Raw genomic sequence first — 16,133 nt, 5'->3', positions numbered from 1 at the left:
GGGCCGCGACTTCCGTGTCGGGCCTTGGCTCCGAGGACCCTGCGACCGCTGCGATCCGGGATGCGCTGCCGCCGCTGCTGCAACGGCTCGGCGCGCGCTCGCTGCTCGATGCGCCCTGCGGTGATGCGGGCTGGATCGGACGCCTCGAGCTCGATTGCGACTACACCGGCGTCGATATCGTGCCCTCGCTGGTCGCCGCCAACAACCGCCGTGTGGCCGACGGCGAACTGGCCGGCCGATTCGTGGTGGCCGATATCACGCGCGATGCGCTGCCGCGTGCCGATCTGATCCTGTGCCGGGACTGTCTGGTGCATCTGAGTTTTCAGAACATCGTCCGCGCCGTCGCGCGCTTTCGCGACAGCGGCGCGCAATATCTGCTGGTCACGACGTTTCCGGAATGGCAGGACAACCGCGATTGCGAAGATGGCGACTGGCGCGCGCTCGACATGACCAAGGCGCCGTTCAATTGGCCCGCGCCGCGCGCCTTGATCGACGAACGCTGCGAGGAAGGCGGTGGCGGCTGGCGCGACAAGAGCCTCGGGCTGTGGCGGCTGGACGAGCTGCCGGATTCCGCCCGCATGGCCGCTGACGTGTGACGGCTGCGGGCGCAACATCCATTGCGCACCTGATTGCCCCAGCGATAGACTTTGGGTTGTGTCGCGATCTCGTATCGCGATGACCTGCCGGAGCCTGCCATGAGAGCACGTGCCGTCTTCGTCGCGGTGTTGATCGCCTGCAGCGCGCCAGCGTGGGCGCAGCAGGAAGGGGCCGCGCTCTACACCGCGCATTGCGCCCAGTGCCACGATGGCGACGCGCAGAGCCGCGTGCCGGCCCGCAGCGCCCTGCAGGCGATGTCGTTCGAGCATGTGCTGGGGGCGCTGACCTCGGGCAGTATGGCGGCAATGGCGAAGGATCGCAGCGACGCCGAACGCCGGGCGATCGCATCCTTCGTCACCGGCAAGATCGCGATGGGCAGCACCCCCGCGGACGCCGAAGGCCGCTGCGCGCAGCAGGCGAACAATTTTCCGCAAACCCTCGACGGTCCGCGCTGGAACGGATGGGGCGTCGACACCAACAACAGCCGCTTTCAGCCGGCCGACATGGCGGGGCTGACCGCGGACCAGATGCCGCGCCTGCGGCTGAAATGGGCTTATGCGTTCCCCGGCGCATCGGTGTCGTTTGCGCCGCCGACCATCGTCGGCGGGATGCTGTTCATCGGCGGCACCGACCGCAAGGTGCACGCGCTGGACGCGCGAAGCGGCTGCGCGCTGTGGACGTTGGCGATCGATGCGGCGGTGCGTGCCGCGATCAGCTTTGCGCAGCTGCCGGGCTCTGATCAGTATGCGATCTTCTTCGGGGATCTGCGCGCCAACGCCTATGCGGTGAACGCGGCGACCGGCGCACTGATCTGGAAAACGAAGGTGGAGGAGCACGCGGCCGCGCGCATCACCGGCGCTCCGACGCTGCATGACGGCGTGCTCTACGTGCCGGTGTCTTCGATCGAGGAAGCCGCCGGATCGCAAGCCACTTACGAATGCTGTACCTTCCGCGGCAGCGTGGTGGCGCTGGATGCCGCCACCGGCAAGACGATCTGGCAGGCCTACACGATTCCGGAAGTCCCGCATCCGACCGGCAAGAACGCCAGGGGCACGCAGCTGTTCGGCCCGTCAGGTGCTGCGATCTGGTCGGCGCCGACGATCGATGCGAAGCGCAATGCCGTCTATGTCGCGACCAGCAATTCCTACTCGAACCCGCCGGCCGCGACCGCCGATGCGATCCTGGCGTTCGAGCTTGCGACCGGGAAGCTGCTCTGGAAGCAGCAGGCGACACCCAAGGATGCTTTTGTCGTTGCCTGCTTCAGTGCCGACAAGACCAATTGCCCTGAAGACCCCGGGCCCGATCATGATTTCGGCCAGTCGCCGATCCTCGTGACCTTGCGCGACGGCAAGCGCGTGCTCGCCATCGCGCAGAAATCCGGCGTCGTGCACGCGCTCGATCCCGACGACGGCGGCAAGATCCTGTGGCAGACGCGGATCGGGAAGGGCGGTTCGCTCGGCGGCAGCGAATGGGGCTCGGCCGCGGACGGCGAGCGCATCTATGTCGCCAACTCCGACGTGCGCTTCAAGCGCGACGGCACGCGGCAGCTCGATTCCACCCAAGGCGGCGGCCTGTTCGGCCTCGATCTCGCAACCGGGAAGATTGCGATGGAAGTGCCGCCGGTCGCCTGCGGCGATCGTCCGCAATGCAGCCCCGCGCTCTCGGCGGCAGTGAGCCTGATCCCGGGCGTGGTGTTCTCCGGCGGCGTCAGCGGTGTCCTGCGCGCCTACGCCACTGACGGCAAGCTGCTGTGGGAGTTCGACACCGCCAGGGATTTCAAGGCCGTGAACGGTGTCCCCGCCCATGGCGGCGCGATCGACGGCCCCGGACCGGTCATCGCCGGCGGCATGCTCTACACCAATTCCGGCTACGGCCAATGGAGCGGTGTCGCCGGCAACGTGCTGCTGGCGTTCGAGGTGGGCACGGAGTGAATGTCGCCGCCGCGTCCCGGAGGCGCTGAACGCTTTTGCAGACAGGGCCCCGCTGTCTCCGCGTCATTGCGAGCGCAGCGAAGCAATCCAGAATCTTTCCGCGGAGGCAGTCTGGATTGCTTTGCTGCGCTCGCGATGACGGAGGGTGAGCGGCAGCGCGACTCTTTCAATCGGCATTCGACAAACGCGGGGAGAGCAAACCAATGATCGAAGCCAGATGCAGCTGCGGCGCGCTTTCGCTGTCGCTTCCCGGACCGTCGCGGCTCGTCGTCGCCTGTCATTGCCTCGACTGTCAGCGCCGAACCGGTGCGCCGTTCGGTATCGGCGCGTTCTACCCGGCGGACGCGGTTACAATCTCCGGATCGTCAAAAGAATACGTTCGGACGGCCACGAGCGGCGGCAAGATCCGCAACCATTTTTGTCCTGACTGCGGCTCGACGATCTATTGGAAGGCGGACAATCTGCCAGCCATGATCGGCGTTGCCGTTGGTGCCATCGCGGATCCGGAATTTCCACCGCCGATCAGATCAGTGTTCGAGCAGTCGAAACATGGCTGGGTGGAGATCCCAGGCGCCGAGCATTTCCAGCAAGGCAGCGTGGCGAAGCAGATTTCAAGCTGAGCTGTCAGAAGCTGGTGCCGGCTGAGGGGATTGAACCCCCGACCTTCGGTTTACAAAACCGCTGCTCTACCGCTGAGCTAAGCCGGCGACGCCTGAAAGACGCGGGCAGGGCCGGCTGAGCCGGGGCTGTCTGCCCGTGCGCGCCGCAATACCAGACTTGATCGGAAAGTGCCAGAACCCGAAGGCGCGTCCTGGCGACATGAATCAGGCGGCCCTGAAGGCCGCCTGATTTTCGCGCTAGAGCTGAAGCGCCTTACTGGCAGATGTGCCGGCGGCCGTCTTCGCCCTTGAACCAGGTGCCGGGCGTACAGACGAAGCCGTTACGCTGGGCGTAGGTGCGGGTATCCCAGCCGCGATTGTCCCAACCGCGGTTGTCCCACGAATTGTCGTAAGCATAGGAATTGTCCCAGGCGCGGAACGGCGCCGAGGCGATCGCGCCCGCGGTGCCGATCGCCGCGCCGGCTACGCCGGCCGCGACGTCAGTCGGCCAGAAGCCGGTGCGGCTCCTGTTCCAGTCGTTATTCCAATCGCCATTGGCCTGACGATAGGTATTGGTTTGACGGGAGGACATGCGGTGATGGCGGGATCCGCGATCCGTGTAGGGGTTGCCGGGCCCGAGGTTCTGGCAATTGGCGTTCGGGAATTGCGCCGCGCAGCGGCCGGGTTCGTTGACGACGGCCTGCGCCATGGCAGAGCCTGCCAGCATGGTCGCCGCAATCGCCGTCGCTCCAAGAAGTCTGATAGTCATGGTTGTTGGCTCCCATTTTGTTGACGAGAGCTAAACGCTTGCGGCGCCGGACGTTCCGAAGAAACCGGTGGATTTTCGCAAGGGAAAGGTCAAACGGATGTGAGCGCACGGCGCGGTTCCCTGCAGTGGAGCCGCGCGCCGTTAACGCTTCGCTAGCTCGCTTTGCTGCATTTGAGCGGCGCAGGATCCTTACGCATTAGGCTTACCGGAAGTTGGCGAGCGGGCCTTAACCCTCTCTGTGTCGCGATCGGATAGGTTGCCGCCGGATAACCGGGGTCTCCTCATGCGTGCTGTGGCGCTCGCCGCCTTTCTGATCGGATTGCCTGCGACGGCATTCGCCGGCGGCTTCGATGTCGTCGTTCCCGGCCGCCCTGGGGTGCCGATCATCATCAACAACATCGACGCGTCCTATGCCGTGGTCGAGGGCGTCTGGGGCCTTGGCAAGAACCAGCAGGTGCAGCCCACGATCTATGGCGGGCGCTATGTCGCCGAGCGGCAACCTACCGACGTCGGCCATTATTATCCGACGCTCGGCCTGCGCCCCGGCTACGGCCGGCTCGAGGTCGAGCCGCCCGCGAACCGCAAATTGCCCAAGCCCGCCGAGAGCTATCACCAGAGCTGGGGCGCGCAATCGGCGCCGCTGCCGGCGCAGATGGATCCGCCCGTCGATGCACCGCCGGTGATCTACGCGCCCGAGATCAACGATCGTCCGCGGCCGCCGCGACCGCGGCCGCATGTCCAAGTCCCCGGCAGGCCGCCGGGTTAAGAAACGTCCAAATCCAACAAACGAAAATCAACAGGAGAGAGTAATGCGTCAGATGATTTCGGGACTGGTTGCGGCGGCTGCCGTGATGTTCGCCGCCACCGCGCCAGCCGCGGCCTGCGGCTTCAACCCGTGCCAGCCGGTTGCGCCGGTCTATTCCGGCTGCAACACCGGTTGCGGCGGTTATGGCTACGGCTATGGCGCCTATGAGCGTCTCGCCGAGCCGACCACGCAGTATTACTACGTCAACCAGGGCCCGACCTACACCGGCCCGGGCGCCTTCGCGCCGTATCCGACCTATCGTGAAGACGCGGTCGTCGCGCCCGCCAATTACGGTTATGGCTATCGCGCCGCTGTCGCTCCCTATCACCGCCCCTACTACCGTCCGTATCGCTACGGCTACGGCCCGCGCGTCGGCTATCTGCCGCGCGTGCACTATGGCCACGGTCCCCGCTACGGCTACGCCCACCGCCACGCGCCGATGCCGTATTACGGCGGCCACCGCGTGCTGCGCCGCTATTACTGATCTCTGATCGGTCGAATGACGGGACGCCCGTTCGCGCGATGCGGACGGGCGTTTTGCTTTTCTACCGTTTCATCAGCCCCAGCCGGCTTGCGCCGACATAGAGCGAAAGCACGGCGGCATTCGACACGTTGAGACTCTTGATCTCGCCGGGCATGTCGAGCCGCGCCACGACGCTGCAGGTCTCGCGCGTCAATTGCCGCAGACCCTTTCCTTCAGCGCCGAGCACGAGCGCGAGCGGCTCGCGCAGCGCGACGTCCGAGAGGTCCTCGCTGCCTTCGCTGTCGAGCCCGACGGTCTGGAAGCCGCGTTCGTTCAGCGCGGTGAGCGCGCGAGCGAGGTTCTGCACGGTGATGATCGGCACCAGCTCGAGCGCGCCGGATGCGGCCTTCGCCAGCACGCCGGTCGCTTCCGGACTGTGGCGCGCGGTGGTGACGATCGCCTTGACCGCGAACGCCGCGGCCGAGCGCAGGATGGCGCCGACATTGTGGGGGTCGGTGATCTGGTCGAGCACCAGCACCATGCCTTCCTGCGTCAAAGTCTCGATATCGGGCGAGGGCAGGGGATCGGCTTCGGCAAGCAGGCCTTGGTGCACGGCATCGGGTGCGAGCTGCCGGTCGATCTCCTGAGGCCGGACGATCTCGGGCGTGACGCGGGTTGCGATGTTTTCGTCCGCCAATCGCTTGGCCGCGTTCTCGGTCAACGTCAGCTTGCGGATCCGCCGCTGGGGGTTGGCCAGCGCCATGGAAACGGAGTGCCAGCCATAGAGGATGACCGGCCCGTCGGTTGCCGAATCGCGGTCGCGCCGGGCCGGGCGGCCGGCCGATTTCTCGGCCTTCTTGAAGGGCTTACCGTCCCGGCGACGGCCCTTGGGTGCGAATTTTCGATCGTTCATGGCTGCGCTTGTGTCACGGGTTCCGGAATATGGCAATTTGGCCATCTCCTGAGGCCATTATGGCCCATTTTCCCCGAACGCCTCGGTTGACTTTACCCCACCGCTTCGCCCATAACCGCGCCCGGTCGCGCCCCCATCCGGGCTGTCGCGGCCTCACGTTCCATGGCCGTCTTCGGTCCGCCGGCAAGGTCCGGCCCGATTGTGCTGCCGTCGAGCGGGGGAGTGTCCCGAGTGGCAAAGGGAGCTGACTGTAAATCAGCCGCCTCATGGCTTCGCAGGTTCGAGTCCTGCCTCCCCCACCAGCCTTCGCTCGCTTCGCGAGCTACGGCTAGGCAAGCCAGCACCAGTGCAGATGACGCGAAGTGAACGAAGGCTGTCGCGCCGTAGCCCGCAGGGCGTAGGCGGACTGGCTTTTACGTGGGCTCACCCCATCATCTCCCGCACCATCGGCGCCACCTTCCGCCCATAGAGCTCGATGCTCTTCATCAGCTTCTCGTGCGGCAGCGGCCCTGCCGAATACTTCAGCTGAAACCGCGAAACACCGAGCGTCTTTGCGGTCTTGGCGATCTTGCGCGCCACCGTCTCGGGCGAACCCACATAGAGCGAGCCGTGCTCGGCTTCGCTCACGAACTCGTCGCGGCCCATCGGCGGCCAGCCGCGCTCCTTGCCGATGCGGTCGCGCATGGCCTTGTAGTCGGGCCATAACTCCTCGCGCGCCTGCTCGTCCGTCTCCGCGACATAGCCGGGCGAATGCACGCCGATCGGCTGCGCGGTGCGGCCGAACTCCTTGGCGGCGCGGTGATGGAGATCGACGAAGGGCGCAAAGCGCGCGGGATCGCCGCCGATGATCGCGAGCATCAGGGGCAGATCGTAATGCGCGGCGCGCACCACCGATTGCGGACTGCCGCCGACACCGATCCACGTTTTCAGTGTGCCGTTCTCGACCGGGGGATAGACCAGCTGATCCCGCAGCGGCGGCCGCAGCTTGCCTTCCCAGGTCACAGGCTTCTGCGACAGCAGCGCCGCGAACAAGTCGAGCTTCTCCTCGAACAGCTCTTCGTATTCGCGCAGGTCGAAGCCGAACAGCGGAAAGGATTCGGTGAACGAGCCGCGGCCGAGGATCACCTCGGCGCGTCCGTTCGACAGCGCGTCGAGCGTCGCAAAGCGCTGGAACACGCGGATCGGATCGTCCGAGGACAGCACCGTCACGGCCGAGCCGAGATGGATGCGCTTGGTGCGCGAGGCGACCGCGGCGAGCACGGTCTCGGGCGAGGAGATCGCGAAATCAGATCGGTGATGCTCGCCAAGGCCGATGAAGTCGAGGCCGAGCTCGTCGGCCAGCACGGCTTCGTCGACGACGTTGCGGATCACCTGCGCATGCGGGAGCATCGCGCCTGAAGCGTCCCTGGTGACGTCGCCAAAGGTATCCAGTCCGAATTGAAGCGGTGCGGTCATTGATCAGGTCTCTGCGGGGAGGATCAACAACACCTAATGAATGGTCGCGGTGCCACAAGTCGGCTTTCGGAAATGCTCGGTTTCCGTTTGTGCGTTCTATTTCGAGATCCGCACCACCATCTTGCCCAGCGCCCCGCGCGTCTGCATGGTCTTGAATGCCTCGCGGAATTCCTCCAGCGCGAAGACGCGGCCAACCACGGGCTTCAGCTGGCCGTCTGCGAGCCAGCCCGTCAGCTGCGACATCAGGCGCTTCTGCAAATCGGGCTCGCGCAGGGGAATCTGCGCGAGGTCGACACCGAGCAGCGCGCCGCCTTTCAGCAGCGGCAGGTTGAACGGCAGCGCGGGAATCGCGCCGGCGGCAAAGCCGACCACGAGATGGCGCCCGCGCCAGGCGATCGAGCGAAACGCCTGCACTGAAATCTCCCCGCCAACCGGATCGAAGATCACGTCGGCGCCATGTCCGCCCGTCAGCTCCTTGAACGTGTCGCGCCAGCCGGCCTGCATATAATCGATCGCGGCATCGGCGCCGTGCGCTTGGGCGAATTCGCGCTTTTCCGCCGTCGAGGCCGCCGCGATCACGCGGGCGCCGAGCAGCTTGCCGATCTGCACGGCCGCGATTCCGGTGCCACCGGCCGCGCCCAGCACCAGCAATTGCTCGCCAGGGGCGATCGTGGCGCGGGCGCTCAGCGCATAGAGCGCGGTCAGATAATTCGCACGAAACGAGGCGGCGACCTCAGCCGCGACACCGTCGGGCAGAGGATGGAGCGCTTCGGGCTTGACGACGATCTCTTCGGCGAGCGCACCCGACCGCGTCATGCCCATGACGCGCATGCCGGGTCGATAGCCGCCGGGTGCGCCGGGCGCCTCCGTCACCACGCCGGCGAACTCCGTCCCGGGAATGAAGGGCAGGGGATCCTTGGTCTGATAGCGTCCCTCGATCTTCAGGCCGTCGACAAAGCCGATCCCGGCGGCTTCCACACGGACGCGCAATTGCCCCGGCTCCATCGACGGGGGCGGGATATCCTTCAGCTTGATCTGATCGATGGATGCGTATTGCTCGACGACGACGGCTTTCATGTCGGACCTCTGTTGTTCCAGTTATCCTGACACGTCCCGACGCTGGCCACTTGCGTCTACCGCCACATCCCCCGCATCCGCGCCCCGATGTCGATCTTGGGCCCCTGCGCCGCGGTGCGGGCTGCGCCGCTTGCTGCCTTCGGCCAGGCAGTGCGCTCGAACAGATAGACCAACTGCTCCGGGATGAAGCGGGTGCGCGAGGCGTAAACGTGGCGGTCGCCCTTGGCGGCCTGGCCGTGGACGAAGAAGCGCTGGGGAACGACGAGGTGCAGGTCGTCCTTGGCGCGGGTCATCGCGACGTAGAGCAGGCGGCGCTCCTCCTCGATCTCGGCAGAGGTGCCGGCGCCGAGATCGGACGGCATGCAGCCATCGACGACGTTGAGCACGAACACCGACTTCCACTCCTGGCCTTTGGCCGAATGGATGGTGGAGAGGATCAGATAATCCTCATCGCGCAAGGGGGGCCCGGATTTGTCGCTGGTCGCGTCCGGCGGATCGAGCGTGAGCTCGGTCAGGAATTTCTCGCGCGACGGATAGCCGCTCGCGATCTGCTCGAGCTGCATCAGATCGGCACGGCGCGTCTCGGAATCCTCGTGGATGCGATCGAGATGTGGTTCGTACCACAGCCGCACACGTTCGAGATCGACGGGCCATTCCGAGTAACGCAAATTCTCGACCGTGCGGACGAAGGCGGTCCAGTCGTCGCCGGTGCGTGCCGGCACCGGAAGGTGTGCCAGCGCGTGCAGCGGGTCCATGCTTTCCGCCATCTGATCGAGCACGCGCTGCGCGGTCGCAGGGCCCACGCCCGGCAACAGATGCAGGATGCGGAAACCGGCGACGCGGTCGCGCGGGTTCTCGGCAAACCGCAGCAAGGCCAGCACGTCCTTGACGTGCGCGGCATCGAGGAACTTCAACCCGCCGAATTTCACGAAGGGAATGTTGCGGCGGGTCAGCTCGATCTCGAGCGGGCCGGAATGCGAGGAGGTCCGGAACAGCACCGCCTGGTGCTTCAGCAGCGCGCCTTGCTCGCGGTTCGCCAGCACCTCCTCGACGATGTAGCGGGCCTGGTCGGCCTCGTCGTGCACGGTGACGAGCTGCGGCTTGTGCGAGGCGGTGCGGTCGGTCCAGAGGTTCTTCGTGAAGCGCTCGCGCGCGAGGCCGATGACACCGTTCGCCGCCGCCAGCACCGCCTGCGTCGAGCGGTAATTGCGATCGAGCGTGATCATCTCCGCACGCGGCGAGAAGCTTTGCGGGAAGTCCAGGATGTTGCGCACGGTCGCGGCGCGGAACGAATAGATCGATTGGGCGTCGTCGCCGACCACGGTGAGCCCGCGCCCGTCCGGCTTCAGCGCCAAGAGGATCGAGGATTGCAGGCGGTTGGTGTCCTGATATTCGTCGACCAGCACGTGGTCGAAGCGTCCGCCGATTTCGTCGGCGATCAGCGCATCGCTCATCATCTGCGACCAGTACAGCAGCAGATCGTCGTAATCGAGCACATGCTGGGCCTGCTTGGCCTCGACGTAAGCCGCGAACAGGCCTTTCAGTTCGGCCGCCCACCCCGCACACCAGGGATAGTGCTGCCCCAGCACCTTCTCGATCTCCATCTCGGCGTTGACGCAGCGCGAGTAGATCGACAGGCAGGTGCCCTTGGCGGGAAAGCGGCTCTCGGTCTTCGACAGCCCGCGCTCGTGCCGGACCAGGTTCATCAGGTCGGCGGAATCCTCGCGGTCGTGGATGGTGAAGGCGGGATCGACGCCGATCCGCTCGGCATATTCGCGCAAGAGCCGCGCGCCGATGCCGTGGAAGGTGCCGGCCCAGGTGAGGGCATCGCGCATGATCGCTGCGTTGTTCTCGCCCAGCACCTTGCGGGCGATGCGCTCGACCCGGCCGGCCATCTCGGCCGCCGCGCGGCGGGAGAACGTCATCAACAGGATGCGGCGCGGGTCGGCACCCGCGACGATCAGATGCGCGACGCGGTGGGCGAGCGTGTTGGTCTTGCCGGAACCGGCGCCGGCAATGACGAGCAGGGGAGCGCCCACGGTCGCGCCATCGGCCACGCCATGCTCGACGGCGCGGCGCTGCTCCGCATTGAGCGTGTCCAGATATGTTGCCACGAATCGCCCCGGTGAAAGGGCGAGAGTCGGCGATCCCACCGCGAATCGCAATGCGGCTGGACGAAACCGGCTTTAGGATTTAGGGGGAAAGACGGCCCGAGGTTCCAGTTTCGAAAGTGCATCCGGCATGACCGAGCTCAAGCCCGACCAGTTCGAGATGCGGCGGCTGGAATCGCTCAGCAACACCATTTTCGGTGTCGCCATGACGCTTCTGGCCTACGACCTGCCGAAGGCCGCGGTGTTCACCAACGCGCCCGGCTGGAGCGACCTCGCCCATGTCTATTCCGGCAAGCTCGCCGGCTTCGCGCTCAGCTTCATCATCGCCGGCGTGTTCTGGATCAGCCATCACCGGCGGCTGGCGCGCCAGCCGGTCGGCAGCCGCGGGGCGGTGATCCTCAACCTGTTCTTCCTGCTTTCGATCGTGCTGCTGCCCATCACCAATGGCCTCTACACCAATTACGGCATGAGCAGCGTGGTCGCCGTGCTCTACGGCCTGCACCTCACCGCGATCGCCGGCCTCAATGCCTGGCTGTGGTGGACGATCGTCGGCGGCTGGCGCCAGGAGATGATGGCCTCGCTGTTTCCGCTTCTGGTGTTCATCCCCGGCACGATCGTGGCGGCCTTCGCGCCGCATATCGCGCCCTTCGTCTGGTTCATCGCTTTCGGCGGCCTCGTGATCCAGCGCTTCATGGGCGCGCGGAACGAGGGGTGAGGCGAGGCCTCACCCGGACGTCGCGCCGAACCCGTCGGCCGGCACGTAAAGCTTGACCGGGCGGATTTCGTAGACCGCAGTCGGGTTGACCGCACGCAGCTTCCGCGCCGCTTCGATCGCCTCCTCCTCGGTCGCGCATTGGATCAGGTGGAAGCCCAGCAACTGCTCCTTGGTCTCGGCAAACGGGCCGTCCAGCACCACGCCCGCGCCGGGACCCCGCAAGGTGCGGGCCTTTCGGGTCTCATCCAGGCGGGCGGCGGGCCCGAACTGCCCGCTGGCCCGCAAGGGGGCCTGAACCTCGATGACTTTGGCCACCACGGCGGCGTCCTGCTCGGGGGTCCAGGACAAGAGCTCGTCTTCCACATGGTAGGCCAGGATGGCGTAAAGCATCGTCACCTCGTTGTGTTTCTGCACAGATCCCAAGGACGTCGCACCGCGGGCGGCGCCGACATCCCCGAAGCAAAATATTGCGTGGACCGCAAGCGACGAAACCATCCTGAAACCCGATTGCGCCCGTGCCATGTGAACGCCGCCGGAACCGGTCGCGACTGATGACCACAACAACAACATTTTCGCTGGAGGCGGCAATGTCGGGTCACAACATCAAGATCATCTGCGACGCGCGTCGGGCCGGACCATTGGAGACGGCCGATCTGCACGACCAGAGCGGCCATCACCGTTACTACGGCAGCTCGGCCGAAAACGGCGGCGAGCGCATCGTGGAAAGCCGGCGCGGCAAGCGCCCGCGCGTGTTCGGCATCTGCGGCTTTTGATGCCTGGCGAGACCGTTCCCAATATGGACGTCCTGCAAATATCGATCGGGGCGATACCGTTCCTGCTCGCCCTGACGAGCCGCATGGGGAAGGCCATCGTGCCGTGCCTGCTGACGAGCATCGTCACGGTGCTGCTTGGCGCGGAGCCTCACCGCGCGGTGGTGGCCTGGTGCGTCGGCATGCTGATCGCAGCCGTGGCGCTGCGCGAGCGGCTTCGCGCGGGCTGACTCAAGCGGCCGTCACGGCCCGCCCAGGACCTGCTTGACCAGGGCCTCGCGCAGCGCGGCCAGCTCGCCGCTCGCCTCCATCTCGGCGATCACCTTGCCCACTTTCGGCACCAGGTCGCGATGGCGTTCGTGCAAATAGTGGTAGATGTGGATGCGCTCGAGCGGCGGCGAGAGCGGGTAGATCCTGGCCTGCAGATTGAGTTTCCTCACCGCGGCAAGGCCGCTGAAGAGGTCGGTGACCATCACGTCGAAACGGTCGGCGTCGAGCATCCTGACCATGTTGTCGAGGCCAGTTGTCGCGGTGACGCGGGCCATGCCGCGCGTGCCCGCTTCCGAGGAGCCGACACCACGGACGATGCCGATGCTGTAATCCCTGATCGAATCCCAGCCGGCGACATCGAACCGGAGCTTGGTCGCGAACACCGCGGGTTCGATGTAGTTGATCGCCGGCGTGACCTGGATCAGCGTCGGGTAGTCGCGTGAGAGTGTTCCGATCCGCTGGATCTCGCCGTCAACCTCGCCGGCGCTCGACAGCGCGAGCGCGCGCTTGCCGGGGACGTCCTCGAACTCCAGCCTGATGTTCAGCTTGGCATAGACGGCCCGCAGCATCTCGCCGCCGACATATTGATCGGGGATGTCTGCGATGCGCGCCAGCCGGATCAGGTCCTGCGCCTGCGCGGGACCGGCTGCGAGCAGCGACAGGCAGGCGACGACTAGCCGCCACATCGGCGTCTCCTTCGGCCGTGCGTTGCTACCACTGGATTCGGACACCCGCGCGATCTACCGGGAGTGGCGCCTGCGCGGTCCGCAACGAATACCGCTCGCCCGCCATGCGAGCGCCTCCGGACTCTCACCGATGTCATTCTATCACGCGCAGTGGTAGTTTGCCCGGCAATCCTGCTGCTGGGCGCGAGACATGACCCGCCGACCTCAAGGCGCCCACGGGCCGGCAGGGCGATCGCGCATCGGGTGACGAGGCAGGCGTCTCAACAGTTGGATTGCTCGAGACTGCGGCCGGAGGACCGGAGCAGGAGCCGCCATTTCCGGGGGACGTGGTGCATGGCCAACGCAGGTGACGAGGACCCCAAGCGCAGCCGCGCCATCGCGCCGGCTGCGAAGCCTGGTCTGACCGGCATCGGTGCTGCGCTCGCGCCCCCGATGTTCGCATCGCTGCTGTCGCGGCTCTTCAAATGGTGGAGCAGCGGTGTCGGGCCGCGGCTGCTTGCCGCCGTGCTGCTGTTCTCGTCGCTGGTGACGCTGACGCTGACGGCGCTGCAGCTCTATCTCGATTACGATCGCGAGGTCGGGCTGATCGAGACGCGGCTCGACGAGATCGGCCGCAGCACCACCGGCAGTCTCGGCGAGAGCCTGTGGAATCTCGACCAGACCCAGCTCAAGCTCCAGCTCGACGGCATCCTGCGGCTGCCCGACATCCGCGCCGCCGAGGTGCGGGAGATTGCCGATCGTCCCAATCCGATCCGTCTTGCGATCGGCGAGCCGAGCACCCGCTCGGTCGTGACGCGCGACTATCCCCTGAAGACCAATGTGCAAGGGAACATGCGCGAGATCGGCGTGCTTCATGTCGAGGCCACGCTGAGCGACGTTTACCAGCATCTGCTGAACCGCGCCCTGGTCATCCTGGCGAGCCAGGCGGCCAAGACGTTCCTCGTCTCGCTGTTCATCATCTACATGTTCCATCTGCTCGTGACGCGGCATCTGGTCGCCATCGCCGAGTTCGTCAGCAAATACAGCCTGGCGCGGCCGCCGCCGCCGCTGCGCCTGGAGCGCCGGCCGCCTTACGAAGCCGACGAGCTGGACAAGGTGATCGAGGCCTTCAACGCGATGTGCACGAATCTCCAGCAGGCCTATGGCGAGCTGCGCGAGGCCAATGCCAATCTCGAGCGCGACCTGACCATCCGCCGGCGCGCCGAAGCGGACGCGCGCGCGAGCGAAGAACGTTTCCGCGACTATGCCGAGACCGCGTCCGACTGGTTCTGGGAGACCGGGCCGGACCACCGGTTCACCTACCTCTCCGACCGGGTGGTCGCCTTCGGCATGGATCCCAAAGTGCGGATCGGCACGCGCCGCATCGATACCGCACTCGACCGCGAGACCGAGGCCGAGAAATGGCGCGCGCACCTGGCGATGCTCGACCGTCACGAACCGTTCCGGAAGTTCGAATATCGCGGGCGCGACACCAAAGGCCGGATGCATCATTTCAGCGTCAACGGCAAGCCGGTCTTCGACGCCGACGGCAGCTTCATGGGCTACCGCGGCTCCGCGACCGACCTCACCGCGCAGCACGAGACCGAGGAGCGCTTACGTCAATCCCAGAAGATGGACGCGATCGGCCACCTCACCGGCGGCGTCGCGCACGATTTCAACAACGTGCTGACGGTCATCACCGGCACCATCGAGATCATCCGGGAGGAACTTGCCGACAAGCCCGAGCTCTCCGCGATCGCGCAGCTGATCGACGATGCGGCCGCGCGCGGCGCCGAGATCACCTCGCAGCTCCTGACCTTCGCCCGCCGACAGCCGCTGGAGCCGCGCGAGATCGACGTCAACGCGCTCGTGGTCGAGACCGCGAAGCTGCTCAAGCCGATCCTCGGCGAGCATATCGAGATCGAGATCCGGCTCGCCGACGATGCCTGGTCCGCGATGGCGGATCCCTCGCAGCTCTCCTCCGCGATCGTCAACCTCGCCGTCAACGCGCGCGACGCGATGCCGGGCGGCGGCAAGCTGACCCTGGAGACCGCGAACCGCGAGCTCGAGGGCACGGCAGGCGATAACGACGGCGTGCGCGGCGCCTTCGTGATGATCGCCGTCAGCGATACCGGCCACGGCATTCCCGCCGACATCCGCGAGCGCGTGTTCGAGCCGTTCTTCACCACCAAGGGCGTCGGCCGCGGCACCGGGCTCGGGCTCAGCATGGTCTACGGCTTTGCCCGCCAGACCGGCGGCACCGTCGCCGTCGAGAGCGAGGAGGGGCGTGGCACGGTGATGCAGTTGTTCCTGCCACGGTCGAAGGGTGAGGCGCCGGCGAGGGCGACGCCGGTTCAGGCGCTCGTCACGGCACGCGGGCACGAAACGATATTGGTGGTCGAGGACGATCCGCTGGTGCAGGGCTATGTCATCGCCCAGCTCGGCAGCCTCGGCTACCGCACGCTCGTGGCCGGCGATGGCGCATCGGCGCTGGCGCTGGTTGACCAGGGCGCCAAATTCGATCTCCTGTTCACGGACATCATCATGCCCGGCGGCATGAACGGGCGGGAATTGGCCGACGCCGTCCGGCTCCGCCGGCCGGGCGTGAAGGTGCTCTACACCTCCGGTTACACCGACAACGCCATCATTCACGAAGGGCATCTCGACCCCGGCGTGGCGTTGCTCAGCAAGCCCTACCGGAAGTCGGAGCTGTCGGAGAAGATTCGCGAGGTGCTTGCGGGCGAGCCGCCGGCCTGAGCCCTGCGACCGAGAAAGAAAGCGACCCACGAAAAAGGCGCGGCGGGGAAGCCCCGTCGCGCCCGATTTCTTGCTCGCTGGTCCAGGGCTGAGAGCGCCCCGATGCCAGGCCCTTATTCAGAGCTTAGCGGGCGATCCCAGCGAGGTGACAGCGCTTGGTAAAAGACACTGGATCACCTCCTTTCGTTGGTTGCGGAAGATTTCAATATAGGCGGCGTTGCCGCCGCTGTTAAGGG

General features: G+C 66.1%; 16 protein-coding genes and 2 tRNA genes. 10 read left to right on the top strand and 8 right to left on the bottom strand.

The window, feature by feature from the left end; all coding sequences use genetic code 11:
* From SE92_RS07695 to SE92_RS07685, 3 genes are all read left to right on the top strand, one after another.
* The coding region (locus tag SE92_RS07695) for a class I SAM-dependent methyltransferase (protein ID WP_063195158.1) at positions 1 to 596 on the top strand (596 nt) is incomplete at its 5' end.
* 99 nt (positions 597 to 695) lie between these two features.
* Positions 696 to 2,528 (top strand): outer membrane protein assembly factor BamB family protein, encoded by a 1,833-nt coding sequence (locus SE92_RS07690; protein WP_063195157.1) that lies wholly within the window; start codon positions 696 to 698, stop codon positions 2,526 to 2,528.
* A gap of 203 nt (positions 2,529 to 2,731) precedes the next feature.
* Positions 2,732 to 3,148 carry a GFA family protein gene (locus SE92_RS07685; protein ID WP_063195156.1) on the top strand — a complete coding sequence of 139 codons (417 nt, stop codon included), beginning with the start codon at positions 2,732 to 2,734 and terminating at the stop codon, positions 3,146 to 3,148.
* A 12-nt stretch (positions 3,149 to 3,160) separates the two neighbouring features.
* Here the strand turns inward: SE92_RS07685 and SE92_RS07680 are convergent.
* Positions 3,161 to 3,235 (bottom strand) — tRNA-Thr (locus SE92_RS07680).
* Positions 3,236 to 3,401: 166 nt separating this feature from the next.
* Positions 3,402 to 3,896 carry a hypothetical protein gene (locus SE92_RS07675; RefSeq protein WP_063195155.1) on the bottom strand — a complete coding sequence of 165 codons (495 nt, stop codon included), beginning with the start codon at positions 3,894 to 3,896 and terminating at the stop codon, positions 3,402 to 3,404.
* Between the two features lie 283 nt (positions 3,897 to 4,179).
* Between SE92_RS07675 and SE92_RS07670 the strand changes: the two genes are divergently transcribed.
* Positions 4,180 to 4,662, top strand: coding sequence for a hypothetical protein (locus SE92_RS07670; RefSeq protein WP_063195154.1), 483 nt, complete (start codon positions 4,180 to 4,182; stop codon positions 4,660 to 4,662).
* 43 nt (positions 4,663 to 4,705) lie between these two features.
* Complete coding sequence (locus SE92_RS07665) at positions 4,706 to 5,185, top strand: hypothetical protein (protein WP_063195153.1); 480 nt, start codon at positions 4,706 to 4,708, stop codon at positions 5,183 to 5,185.
* A 61-nt stretch (positions 5,186 to 5,246) separates the two neighbouring features.
* Here SE92_RS07665 and rlmB read toward each other — a convergent pair whose 3' ends face one another.
* Positions 5,247 to 6,077 carry a 23S rRNA (guanosine(2251)-2'-O)-methyltransferase RlmB gene (gene rlmB / locus SE92_RS07660; RefSeq protein WP_063195152.1) on the bottom strand — a complete coding sequence of 277 codons (831 nt, stop codon included), beginning with the start codon at positions 6,075 to 6,077 and terminating at the stop codon, positions 5,247 to 5,249.
* Between the two features lie 216 nt (positions 6,078 to 6,293).
* Here rlmB and SE92_RS07655 point away from each other — a divergent pair.
* A tRNA-Tyr gene (locus tag SE92_RS07655) sits at positions 6,294 to 6,379 on the top strand.
* Between the two features lie 121 nt (positions 6,380 to 6,500).
* On the opposite strand, the gene SE92_RS07650 is transcribed toward SE92_RS07655, so the two are convergent.
* From SE92_RS07650 to SE92_RS07640, 3 genes are all read right to left on the bottom strand, one after another.
* Positions 6,501 to 7,532: an LLM class flavin-dependent oxidoreductase gene (locus SE92_RS07650; RefSeq protein WP_063195151.1), complete on the bottom strand. Its 1,032-nt coding sequence runs from the start codon at positions 7,530 to 7,532 to the stop codon at positions 6,501 to 6,503.
* A gap of 96 nt (positions 7,533 to 7,628) precedes the next feature.
* Positions 7,629 to 8,609 carry an NADPH:quinone oxidoreductase family protein gene (locus SE92_RS07645; protein WP_063195150.1) on the bottom strand — a complete coding sequence of 327 codons (981 nt, stop codon included), beginning with the start codon at positions 8,607 to 8,609 and terminating at the stop codon, positions 7,629 to 7,631.
* 56 nt (positions 8,610 to 8,665) lie between these two features.
* A complete protein-coding gene (locus tag SE92_RS07640; RefSeq protein ID WP_063195149.1) occupies positions 8,666 to 10,723 on the bottom strand; it encodes an ATP-dependent helicase in 2,058 nt (685 codons plus the stop codon).
* Between the two features lie 127 nt (positions 10,724 to 10,850).
* Here SE92_RS07640 and SE92_RS07635 point away from each other — a divergent pair, with 127 nt between their 5' ends.
* Complete coding sequence (locus SE92_RS07635) at positions 10,851 to 11,435, top strand: TMEM175 family protein (protein WP_063195148.1); 585 nt, start codon at positions 10,851 to 10,853, stop codon at positions 11,433 to 11,435.
* A 9-nt stretch (positions 11,436 to 11,444) separates the two neighbouring features.
* On the opposite strand, the gene SE92_RS07630 is transcribed toward SE92_RS07635, so the two are convergent.
* Positions 11,445 to 11,825: a YciI family protein gene (locus tag SE92_RS07630; RefSeq protein WP_063203391.1), complete on the bottom strand. Its 381-nt coding sequence runs from the start codon at positions 11,823 to 11,825 to the stop codon at positions 11,445 to 11,447.
* A 197-nt stretch (positions 11,826 to 12,022) separates the two neighbouring features.
* On the opposite strand from SE92_RS07630, the gene SE92_RS07625 reads away from it, so the two are divergent.
* Complete coding sequence (locus SE92_RS07625) at positions 12,023 to 12,208, top strand: hypothetical protein (RefSeq protein WP_063195147.1); 186 nt, start codon at positions 12,023 to 12,025, stop codon at positions 12,206 to 12,208.
* Between the two features lie 23 nt (positions 12,209 to 12,231).
* Positions 12,232 to 12,435, top strand: a complete 204-nt coding sequence (locus tag SE92_RS07620) for a hypothetical protein (RefSeq protein ID WP_063203390.1) — start codon at positions 12,232 to 12,234, stop codon at positions 12,433 to 12,435.
* Positions 12,436 to 12,447: 12 nt separating this feature from the next.
* Here the strand turns inward: SE92_RS07620 and SE92_RS07615 are convergent, their stop codons facing one another.
* Positions 12,448 to 13,161, bottom strand: a complete 714-nt coding sequence (locus SE92_RS07615; protein WP_063195146.1) for a substrate-binding periplasmic protein — start codon at positions 13,159 to 13,161, stop codon at positions 12,448 to 12,450.
* 333 nt (positions 13,162 to 13,494) lie between these two features.
* Here SE92_RS07615 and SE92_RS07610 point away from each other — a divergent pair, with 333 nt between their 5' ends.
* Positions 13,495 to 15,897 carry a hybrid sensor histidine kinase/response regulator gene (locus SE92_RS07610; protein ID WP_063195145.1) on the top strand — a complete coding sequence of 801 codons (2,403 nt, stop codon included), beginning with the start codon at positions 13,495 to 13,497 and terminating at the stop codon, positions 15,895 to 15,897.
* Positions 15,898 to 16,133: the final 236 nt, after the last annotated feature.

It is taken from the genome of Bradyrhizobium sp. AT1 (assembly GCF_001590795.1).
Classification (GTDB): domain Bacteria; phylum Pseudomonadota; class Alphaproteobacteria; order Rhizobiales; family Xanthobacteraceae; genus Bradyrhizobium.
Note: the sequence above shows the minus strand (reverse complement) of the source record. Positions and strands in the feature narration are given on the sequence as shown.